Raw genomic sequence first — 10,531 nt, 5'->3', positions numbered from 1 at the left:
ACCCGACAGGCCGCGCCGACAGAAGCCTATGGCGCTGCGCGTTTGACCGGCCGCCGGGCTTCATTATCAATCTGGCGGCGTTTGTCTCACCGGGGGAAGGCTTTGCGGCACGCACCTTTGTTGCGGCCCTGCGTCTGGTCTGTTCCGTACTGCGCCATACGGCGGAAAGCACGGCCAGCCTGCGCAATGGCGAGTTGCCCTTGCCCGACCTGTTCGCCCCCTCCGCCACAGCGGCCCCCGGCCAGCCCGTCACACTGGCGGAGGCACCGCCTCTGGTCGCGGGTGATATCCTGCTGACCAATCTCGACGCCTGTCTGGCCGGTGTGGGTCTGGACTATGATAGTGAGGACGGACGGGCCGCTGCCTGCGCCATCGCAGCACTGACCACCCTGACCGCCCATGCCGGACGCGGCCCCGAAACACTCCCCCTGCCGCCGGTGCGCACCGTGCTGCCCGGTCTGGGCGAAACCCTGCGCGCTGTCTGGGCCGAGGCAGCGGTGGAAACCGATGCCCCGCTGGCCCCGGTAGAGACAGGTTTTTCCGCCTCCAACCCGGTAGATGGCCTGCTGGGGGCGGAAGCCTGCGGGCTGGCTCCGGTGTTTTCCATGCTGCGCCCTGATGGCCGTCTGGCCACCAGCACCCGCCAGAGGCTGGAAGCACGCGGCTTTACCACCGAAACCGCGCTGGCAGCCTCCCTCGCGGGTGAAACCGTGCTTCCCCTGCCCGGAGCAGGCGCGCATCTGGCCATGTATCGTGCGCTGACCGGCTTTGTGGACCGTATGCCCGCCCGCCCCGAAGCCCTGCCAGCCCCTGCGCGCCAGAAGCTCGAACGTGGCGCACGGCGCGCCCTGTCCGCCCGGCATGGCGGCTTTACCCAGAAAACCAGCATTGGCGGACACCGCCTGTTCATGCGTACCGGAGAATATGAAGACGGCACGCTGGGCGAACTCTCGCTCTCGCCCACACGGGAGAGCAGCATGGTGCGCGGCCTGATGGAAAGCTTTGGCGAAGCTGTCAGCATCGGGCTGCAATACGGCGCACCGCTCGACGCCTTTGTGGATAACTTTGCCTATTCCTGCTTTGGCCCTGCTGGCACGGTAGAGGGCGACCCCGTGGCCTCTTACGCCACATCCATGCTGGATTACGTGTTCCGCGCCCTGTCAGACACCTATCTGGGCAAACGCCTGCCCGACGGGCCGCATCAGGATACCCAGACAGAGCCCGACCCGCTCCTGCCGCTTGACCTGCCCGGTGAGGATGATACCCCTTCAGGACAGAGAAAGCGTGGCCTGCGGCTGGTCTGCTGACCCGTAGGCACGCAACGATCAAGGGAAAAACCCGCTATGAACACCCCCGAATCCCGCCTTGAAGCTCTTGGCATTATCCTGCCCGTGCCTGCTGCCCCGGTCGCCAATTATGTCGCCTGCGTGCAGACAGGCTCGACTCTGGTGGTTTCAGGCCAGTTGCCGCTACTTGATGGCGCACTGTTCGCCACCGGCAAGCTGGGCGGACTTGTCACAGTCGAAACCGCTGTGCAGGCCGCCCGTTACAGCATGATCAACGTTATCGCGCAGGTGAAAGCCGCCATTGGCGATCTCTCACGCGTCAAGCGCGTGGCACGGCTGGGCGGGTTCATTGCCTGCACACCGGATTTTACGGCACAGGCCACGGTCATGAACGGCGCATCCGATCTGGCGGTAGCGTGTTTGGTGATGCCGGACGCCATGCGCGCTCCACCGTGGGCGTGCCGTCCCTGCCGCTGGACGCCCCGGTGGAAGTCGAAGGACTGTTCGAAATCGCGTAATCCCCGGCCTCCCCTCCACCGGGGTGGGAGGCGGCCCCCTACAGGGAGCGTGATCGCCATGGCTGACTGGGCCGTTACCCTGCATGACAGCATTCATGCCATTCCCCCGGCACAATGGGATTCCTGCGCCGGGCCGGATGCGCCGTTCATCAGCCACGCTTTTCTGAGCGCGCTGGAAGACAGTGGTTCCGTCAGCCCCGAAACAGGCTGGATACCCCGCCACCTACGCCTGCAAAGCCCCGATGGGGCTTTGGCCGCAGTCTGCCCGGCTTATTTCAAAGAACACTCGTGGGGCGAATATGTATTCGATCAGGGGTGGGCACGCGCCTTTAACGCAGCGGGGGGACGCTACTACCCCAAGCTGCAATGTGCCGTGCCCTTTACCCCGGCACCCGGCCCACGCCTGCTGGCACACCCGGCCGCCCCGCCCGAAACCCGCGCCGTGCTGGCCGATGCACTCCGCCAGATCTGCGGTGATACGGGGCTTTCTTCTGTTCATGTGACGTTCTGCCAGCCCGAGGAAAGCACCCTACTGACCGAACGCGGGTGGCTACCACGCCTTGGTGTGCAATATCACTGGCACAATCAGGGTTTTTCAAGTTTTGACGATTTCCTCGCTACCCTTTCCTCCCGCAAGCGCAAAAGCATCCGGCGCGAAAGACGCGAGGCCAATAGCTGTGGCCTGACATTTGAAACCCTGCGTGGGCAGGCCATAACTGCAGAAGACTGGCAGGCTTTTTACAGTTTCTATCAGGATACGATCGACCGTAAATGGGGCCGTGCGTATCTGGCCGACAGCTTTTTCCCGCTCCTGTCCGACCGGCTGGGCGATGCTGTTGTGATGATGGTGGCACGCCATGGCCAGACCCCCGTTGCCATGGCGCTGAACATTCTGGGCGGCACCACCCTGTTCGGCCGCAACTGGGGATGCCGGGGGGAATGGCCCTTCCTGCATTTTGAACTCTGCTATTACCGGGCAATAGACTTTGCCATTGCTCATGGGCTGGAACGGGTAGAAGCCGGAGCTCAGGGCGAACACAAGATCCAGCGCGGCTACCTGCCGGTGCTGACCCATTCGGCCCACTGGCTGGAAAATCCCTCCCTGCGCCGTGCCGTGCAGGACTACCTGCAAAGCGAACGCCCGGCCATGCGTGCCGAAGCCGAGACCCTGATGGCGCTGTCGCCTTACCGCAAGGATGGCGATAGCAAGGAAGGAGACAGCACGCTTCATAGGCCGTCACACCACCACACAAGACGGCATGCCCAGCACAGCACGCACCGCCGCTACGATACACCTCCACCGACTGCCACACAGGGCGGCAAGCCGCACAAACTACCCTCTGCCGCCCCTGCCGCCCCACCAGCCCTCAGGGTTCACGGCATTGCAGGGGCGTTCCTTTTTGCGTATGCCCGACTCATTCCTTACACCAGCAAGACCACACCCTCCGGCGACAGAAGCAATGAGCAGCACCAGCACCCCTCTTTCCTCCGGCCCCAGCGCCCAGCTTATCGACGGCAAGGCCTTCGCCGCCACGCTGCGAAACACGGTGCGCGAGGAGGTGCAGGCCTTCCATGCCCGCCATGCCGTCACGCCCGGTCTTGCCGTTGTACTGGTGGGGAACGACCCGGCCAGCGAGGTCTATGTCCGCAACAAGGCCATACAGACGCACCATGCGGGCATGCGCTCGTTCATGCATATGCTGCCCGAAACCACATCTGAGGAAGAGTTGCTCGGGCTGGTGGACAGGCTGAACAACGACCCCGAAATTCACGGTATTCTGGTGCAGCTTCCCCTGCCCGCCGGGCTGGATGCGCGCCGCGTTACCAACGCCATCGCCCCTGAAAAGGATGTGGACGGTCTAGGCGAGGTCAATGCCGGACGGCTGGCCGTCAATCTGCCCGGTATCGTGCCCTGCACCCCGCTTGGCTGTCTGCTGCTGCTGCGCGACCAGCTTGGCGACATGACCGGCCTGCATGCGGTGGTGATCGGCTGCTCCAATCTGGTTGGCAAACCGCTGGCCCTGATGCTGCTGGCCGAAGGCTGCACCGTCTCCATTGCGCATATCCACACCCGCGATACGGCGGCTGTCGCACGTGAGGCCGATATTCTGGTTGTGGCCACCGGCTGCCGCGAACTGGTGCGCAAGGACTGGGTCAAGCCCGGTGCCACGGTCATTGATGTGGGCATTACCCGCACCACTACGCCAGATGGCAAAAGCCGCCTTGTGGGCGATGTCGCCTTTGATGAAGTCGCAACCGTTGCAGGGCGCATTACCCCTGTGCCCGGCGGCGTTGGCCCCATGACCATTGCCTGCCTGCTGAGCAACACACTGGCAGCGGCACGCCTGCAGATAGAGGGAAAACTGCCGTGAGTCTGGCCCGCTTATCTATCGAACTGGTACCGCGCACACCGGAAGACCTGATAAACGAAGCCCGGACCGTCAAAACCCTGTTTCCTGCGGCGGATACGCTCAACATCCCCGATCTCATGCGCTTTCCCCTGCGCAGCTGGGATGCGGCCACACTCGCGCAGCCTTACTGCAAGCGTATCATCGCGCATGTGCGCGCCATCGACATCGCCCCCGATGCCCCCCTGCCCGGCGCAAACCAGCCGGGGCTGGAGGAAGTGCTGGTTGTGCATGGCGACCCACCGGCCGACCTGTCGCGCCGCACCTACCCCAACAGTTCGGAAAGCATTATCCGCCGCTACAGGCGTGAAGCCCCGCACCTGCGGGTTTATGCCGCGTTCGACCCCTATCGCCGCGCGCCATGGCAGGAACTCGAAGACGTTGCCCGCAAGAAAGATGCCGGGGCTGAAGGGTTTTTTACCCAGCCTGTTTTCGATTTCAAACTGTTCGACCTGTGCCGTGAATGGCTCAAGAACGAGACCGTGTTCTGGGGGCTCTCCCCCGTTATCGGGCCGCGTTCGCGCTCATACTGGGAAACCACGAACCATATCGTCTTCCCGCATGATTTCTCCCCCACGCTGGAGGCCAATGTCGCGTTTGCAGGGCGGGTTCTGCGCGAACTGTCACACACACAGGGCAACGCTTACCTGATGCCCGTGCGTATCAAGCTAGAACAGTATCTCCCGCCACTGCTGGCCTGGCTGGACTGATACGCACCAGCCAAGCCAGCAGAAGGTCTTATTTGGCGGAACCACCATACAGCGCGGTCAGGCTGGCCGCGCCAAGCTGGTGATGGTGGACCATGAAACCCACCATAGCCGGGCTGGCATCCGCCCCCACATCAAGAGCGGGTACATCCAGCGCATAAACCGTAAAGATATACCGGTGCACACGCCCCGGCGGGGGGGCTGCCCCACCGTATCCCGGCACGCCAAAATCAGTACGGATCTGCAAAGCGCCTTCCGGCAGGCCACCCTTGCCTGAACCCGCACCTTCCGGCAGGGCTGTCACCTGTGGGGGAATATTCACCACCACCCAGTGCCACCAGCCAGAGCCTGTCGGGGCATCCGGGTCATAGACCGTCACCACAAAACTGCGCGTGCCTTCTGGAGCGCCTTTCCATGTCAGCGCGGGAGACAGGTTGGCCCCTGTCTGGCCCATACCGTCATAAACCTGTGCCTGAGGCAGCACATCCCCGGTAACAAAAGCCGGGCTTTCAAGAACAAACGTCATAGCCAGCCCCTACCAGTTGCGGCTGATCAGCCAGAATTCCTCGGATGTCAGGGTTACCCCCTGCCCGGATTCCGAAGCTGCCTTGGCCAGCGCCTCGATCCGTTCAATCATGATAACCTTGCGCGTATGCGCCTCGGATGTTTCCGTGACGCTCTTGAGCACACCGAGCGAAACCTCGGCAGCCTTGGCAACACGGGCCGCATCAAGCAGGGCATAGGACATGTGTTTCTCTCCTTGTCGATCTGGGAGCGCACCCGCATCGGGCGGAGTTGCCCCCTTTCATGCAAGGTAAAAGACCGGATTTTGCGTGTAGCTTTTCTGTCCGAACCTCGACCTGTGCTTTTGTACGGGCCGCGTCGCATCCCTGTCAATCTGGGCCATTCCGAGCGCTGATATCGGCCCATAAGCACCGTAGATACCCCGCGCTAAAGCGACGGCTGCTACCGGCCACACCACAGGATGCAGACAGTAAACAGCCGTGGCAAAAACCATATCAGCCCGAAAAATGCCGCTTGGGCGTCATTATTGACAGGGCCTTGACCAGAACCGGATTTCCCGGCCGTTGGGCATATGCGTGACCTGTTTTACGGAAAAACCGCTTAGCGTTGCAGCCTGCTCCAGTGCTGGCACATCAACCGAGGGAAGAATATCGCCCGCTGTGCCGGGAGAAGACAGTAAAGAGCAACTCGGGCTTGCTTCAATCCAGTGCCTGTAATCCTCCACTGTGCCCGGAAAAGGGGGAGCCTGATCAATGGGCAGTGGCGTGCCCACCCGTCTGCCATTAGCAAAAAGCACTGTATTCCCGTTGAGCACATAAGTTCTGAAACCGAACTTCACCTCTTTTCCCGGTGGCGTTATGTCGTGCAATATAAGAGATATTTGATCAGCCGCGGCAACCCATTGACGGGACTCGTCTGCCGAAATGACAGTGGGCACATCAGGACTTCCGAGCTGGCCGCTGAGCATGTAGCCATAAATCGGTGCCCGTGAATCCGCTTTTGGAATAGTGTGAATCAGTGGCAGGTTAATATTGGCCTCACGGTAGAAAGGTGGGCCCATACCCATCAAGGGAAAGGCCGCAGCAACCGAAGAAACAACCACCAGCGCACTAACAACCCCCTGCCATTGCCGGTTCTGAAACAGGGTGTAGAGGCCATAAAGTGCTACAATGGCAATCGCGGGAAACAGCGGGATAGAAAAACCACTCCCTTTGTTCGATGAACTCATGAGTGCGGCTATCGAAAGCACCGAAAAAATAACGATCGGTGCAATAGCGGATGAAGACAGTCTGGAAAAAAGGTTGTTCCTGCCTTTATGCAGCAGGGCGTATCCCCCCGATGCAATAAGCGCCATCCACCCCAATACAAGCCACAGGAAATGCCGCAACTGCGCGTAAATACCCAGATACTGGACCGTTATTCTTACACTTTCCCAGAAAGCCGAAGGACCATAGTTTTTGGCCTTTGCTCCATACCCAAAGGAAAAAAGATAGCCAAAAACACGCTCCCAACTAAATATCAGCCATGTCGATGCAGTCAGGACCGCTATCACCCCTGCTATCACGGCATTGAGCAATGCCCGCTTTCTGTGCCTGTCATTTGTGAACACCGCCCAGAGCACGGCAGCGCCAATCGCAGGATAGAACGCCAGTGTCATGGTGCGGCCAAGCACCATCAGGCCAACGGACACCCCCAATGCGATCGACCAGCGGCGGCTGCACAACCCCTTGGAAAGCAACAGACATAACAAAGCGAGCGTCGTAAAAAATGTTGCCGCCATGGCAAAATTAAAATTGCGGCTAAAATTGATAATTGCTGGAGAGGTTGCGACAAAGACCGCCACAAGCGTACCAAACCATTCGCCTGCGAGCCTACGCGCAATCAGGTAGCTCAAAATGATCGTCCCTGCGCCAAAAGCAATCGGGACAAGATAACCAAGCTCCGAAACCGGGCCGGCCATCATATAAAGAACAGATGAAAGCGCTGTGGTTATCGGCGACTGGATGGACGGTGCTTCCACCTCTTTTATCCAGCCAAGGAAACCATGGAGCAGCCATGCGCGATAATCGCTCAGGGCCGTGGCAAAATAACCTGCCTCATCAATATCGAGCGCTTGCCCGACCCGGTAACGCCATATCCACAGAATATTGAGGAACAGAAACAGCTCTGCGGTGCCTAAAACAATTGTTTTTGGCAGCCATGCGCGCAGTGGATATACTTCGTTCCGCACGCTCACCGGGGAGGTGCTATGCTCGACTGTCATACCCGTGCCATCGTAATGACCGGGTTAATATTCTCGGGTTGACTAGCAGTATACAATGCCATGGAACACCTTTCAGGTAGAAGCCATGGAAATCTAGAATTGTTTCAGATACATTTCTAGCCTTCAATTGCCTTATCCATAATACACTCCACAGCATATTCGTTCAGAACTGCTCTGTCCGGCTTTCCACCAGAAAGCGGCACCAAGGCAGGCGGTTCCATACCACCTGTCTTGCTCAAAAAGGCGTCCATTTTTTCAACAAAGGCTGCCGTGCCTGACTGACGGGCGAGCTCAAAATGGTAGGCTGCGTCCTCAAGCCGGTTTTCGCGCAACAGGAACCGGCCGTAATTGAAGTGCCCACGAAAGTCGCCGCACCGGGCTGCAGCGGCGTACCAACCCCGTGCCCTGCGTAAGTCGCGCGGACAGGCCCAGCCATCCTCATAAAAGCCGCCTATAATATTAAAGGACTTACAGTGCCCAAGGGCTGCCGCACGCCTGAACCACAAAAAAGCGGCATCATGATCACGCACACCATTCCAGCCCAGTGTCAGGCCCGTTGCGTAATTATACATGCCCCAGTCCAGCCCGCCCTGTGCCGCCCGCCGGTACCACGGCATGGCCTCGGCCGTGTTGAGTGCTACTCCCCAACCCAGTTCGCGACAGCGCCCGACCATGTTGCAGCCCATGACCTGCCCCTGAAGGGCGCTGGCCAGAAACCACCGGAAAGCCGTTTTCTCGTCCCGGCCGGTGCCAATCCCGTTAAGCAGCAACTGGCCCAAAACCAGTTGCGCCTGTGCATCCCCAACCCTTGCCTGCTGCGTAACAAGGGCCAGAAGGGCCGCGTGCTCCTCAAAAGTGGACATTCATGTTGACCATCGCGGTCCGCCCCGGAGCCTGAAGGGCATAATGCGTCGTATAGGCCTGTATGAAATACCGCGTGTTGGCGATATTCTGGATATTGAGCTGCAGCGTATAATGCTTGAGAAAGCGGTAACTGGCCATGAAGTCGAAACGCCAATATGCGGGCACGAATTTTGGTGCTGTGGGTGAATCCGTGCCGTAAATGCGGCTCATGTAATACACACCGCCACCCAGTTTCAGATTTTCGACAGGCCGGAACGTTGTCCATAGCGACAGGCTGTTTTCAGGCGTGTTGGGGGCATGCCGCCCGTTCATCAGGCCTGCGCTGGCACCCGAGCCACCATATTCGATCAGCCGCGCATCGAGATAGGAATATCCCCCCGAGACTTCCCACCATCTGGTCAACTGACCGTTAATGCTGATTTCGCCGCCGCGGGTGCGCTTTTTGCCGCCATTGGCAATACCGCCCGTTGCGGTCGTAATCTTGAAATCGCTGGCGTCGATCTGGAACAGGGCACCGGTTACGAAAATCCTGTTATGCATCAGGCTCCATTTTGTGCCGACTTCAATCGTGCGATCCCGCTCGGGTTTGAGCACGGAGCCCACATTGCCGGAACGATCCGCCCCCAGCGAAATATCATCCGAACCCTGCCCCACCGAGTTGCCCGGTGGAATGGCTGAGGTCGCGTAAGAAACATAAATCGATCCATTGGGTACAGGTTTGTAAACAAGGCCACCCTGATAGGTAAACAGGTTGTCGCCCCGCCCGTATTCCAGCCCTCCGGAACGAAAGGTACTCTGAACATTATCGAGGCGGACACCAAAGTTTCCAAGCAGTTTCGGCAGAAACGTGATTGTATCGGTCAGGTAAACCGCCTTGGTATCAAAACGGGTGCTGTTAGGATTGCCCGCGCGCCGGATCGAGGCGGAATACGCATCATCAGGGTTAGGGTTAAGCAGCGTGGTGCAGGTGCCCGACGAAAAAGCCAGAGCCGTGGCACAGCGCGTATAATTCGTGCCCGATGTCACATTAACGCCGTTTACAAAGGCCGCGTAGGTATCGTTCTTGCCCTGCTCACGGGTAAACTCTGCTCCCATTGCAAAGGAATTCTTGAACCCGAGCAGATGCACAGTGCCGTAGAAATCGGTCTGGTTGGTCGCGGTATCGAAGGTGGAAATACGACTGTTCATGCGCCGATAGACATAGCCGTAATAGATATTGCCGTTACTGTCGTCCGGCATGGTCCAGATATCGTCCTGCGTGGTTTCGGAATAACGAGTTGAATTACGGATATGCAGGTTGGGGCTGAAATCATGCTCAAACCGCAAGGTGCCCATGTCAATCCCGTCATTATTGCGATCACGGTTCTTGAGGCCGTACCATGTATCGAACGGCACTGAGACAGGCGCACCACTGCCAGTGCTCATAACGCGCGGGGCGCCATCGGTCCGGGCCGTAAAATTCGGATTATTATAAGGAATACCGACATCCGGCGTGTCGAAATTCTGCATGTGATAATACATCAGCGTGACACGGTTGGGTGTGCCCAGCCCGAATGAGAGCGAAGGGGCTAGACCATAGCGCTCAAAATGGGTCAGCCCGCGACCGGCCTTGTCCTCGTCATCAACCATCAGGTTAAAGCGGAACGCCCCGGTGGGGGCTACCTTCCAGTTGCCGTCGAAAGTCGCACGCTTGTAGTCGGCATTACCAAAACCGACATTGGCATCGATAAAGTTCGTCAACTTGGGCATCTTGCTGTTGATGACAATCGCACCACCAGCGCCGGCACGCCCGCTGATTGCGCCGGTATCACCTTTGATGACATCAATGGATTCAACATTGAAAGTCTCACGCGACTGGGCCCCTACATCGCGCATGCCATCCACAAAGGTGCTGGACTGCGCATCCTGCCCCCGCAGAAAAGGCCTGTCCCCCACGGGGTTCCCGCCCTCGCCCGCACCC

The 10,531-nt window shown here is 59.2% G+C and carries 7 protein-coding genes and 3 pseudogenes; 5 read left to right on the top strand and 5 right to left on the bottom strand.

Features of this window, described 5'->3' with window-relative positions:
* The 5 genes and pseudogenes from JCM25143_RS19630 to JCM25143_RS13140 all read left to right on the top strand — a co-directional run.
* Positions 1-1,307, top strand: a pseudogene (locus tag JCM25143_RS19630) (TSCPD domain-containing protein); the annotation flags it as partial.
* A gap of 36 nt (positions 1,308-1,343) precedes the next feature.
* A pseudogene (locus JCM25143_RS21640) lies at positions 1,344-1,804 on the top strand (RidA family protein).
* A gap of 58 nt (positions 1,805-1,862) precedes the next feature.
* A pseudogene (locus tag JCM25143_RS19625) lies at positions 1,863-2,999 on the top strand (GNAT family N-acetyltransferase); the annotation flags it as partial.
* Positions 3,000-3,264: 265 nt separating this feature from the next.
* Positions 3,265-4,176, top strand: a complete 912-nt coding sequence (locus JCM25143_RS13145) for a bifunctional methylenetetrahydrofolate dehydrogenase/methenyltetrahydrofolate cyclohydrolase (protein ID WP_025861542.1) — start codon at positions 3,265-3,267, stop codon at positions 4,174-4,176.
* Complete coding sequence (locus JCM25143_RS13140) at positions 4,173-4,922, top strand: methylenetetrahydrofolate reductase (protein WP_025861541.1); 750 nt, start codon at positions 4,173-4,175, stop codon at positions 4,920-4,922. Before JCM25143_RS13145 ends, JCM25143_RS13140 begins: the two co-directional genes overlap by 4 nt.
* 28 nt (positions 4,923-4,950) lie before the next feature.
* Here the strand turns inward: JCM25143_RS13140 and JCM25143_RS13135 are convergent, their stop codons facing one another.
* The 5 genes from JCM25143_RS13135 to JCM25143_RS13115 form a co-directional block, all read right to left on the bottom strand.
* A complete protein-coding gene (locus JCM25143_RS13135) occupies positions 4,951-5,445 on the bottom strand; it encodes a kinase inhibitor (RefSeq protein ID WP_025861539.1) in 495 nt (164 codons plus the stop codon).
* A gap of 9 nt (positions 5,446-5,454) precedes the next feature.
* Positions 5,455-5,667 carry a hypothetical protein gene (locus JCM25143_RS13130; RefSeq protein WP_025861538.1) on the bottom strand — a complete coding sequence of 71 codons (213 nt, stop codon included), beginning with the start codon at positions 5,665-5,667 and terminating at the stop codon, positions 5,455-5,457.
* Between the two features lie 300 nt (positions 5,668-5,967).
* Entirely contained in the window at positions 5,968-7,707 is a 1,740-nt protein-coding gene (locus tag JCM25143_RS13125) for an ArnT family glycosyltransferase (RefSeq protein ID WP_025861537.1), read from the bottom strand.
* Between the two features lie 116 nt (positions 7,708-7,823).
* Positions 7,824-8,570, bottom strand: a complete 747-nt coding sequence (locus tag JCM25143_RS19620; RefSeq protein ID WP_025861536.1) for a tetratricopeptide repeat protein — start codon at positions 8,568-8,570, stop codon at positions 7,824-7,826.
* On the bottom strand, positions 8,557-10,531 hold a 1,975-nt coding region (locus tag JCM25143_RS13115; RefSeq protein WP_025861534.1), incomplete at its 5' end, for a TonB-dependent receptor. The genes JCM25143_RS19620 and JCM25143_RS13115, both read right to left, overlap by 14 nt.

The sequence above is a fragment of the Acetobacter papayae JCM 25143 genome (genome assembly GCF_000613285.1).
Lineage (GTDB): Bacteria > Pseudomonadota > Alphaproteobacteria > Acetobacterales > Acetobacteraceae > Acetobacter > Acetobacter papayae.
This window is presented reverse-complemented; position numbering and strand designations above follow the sequence as displayed.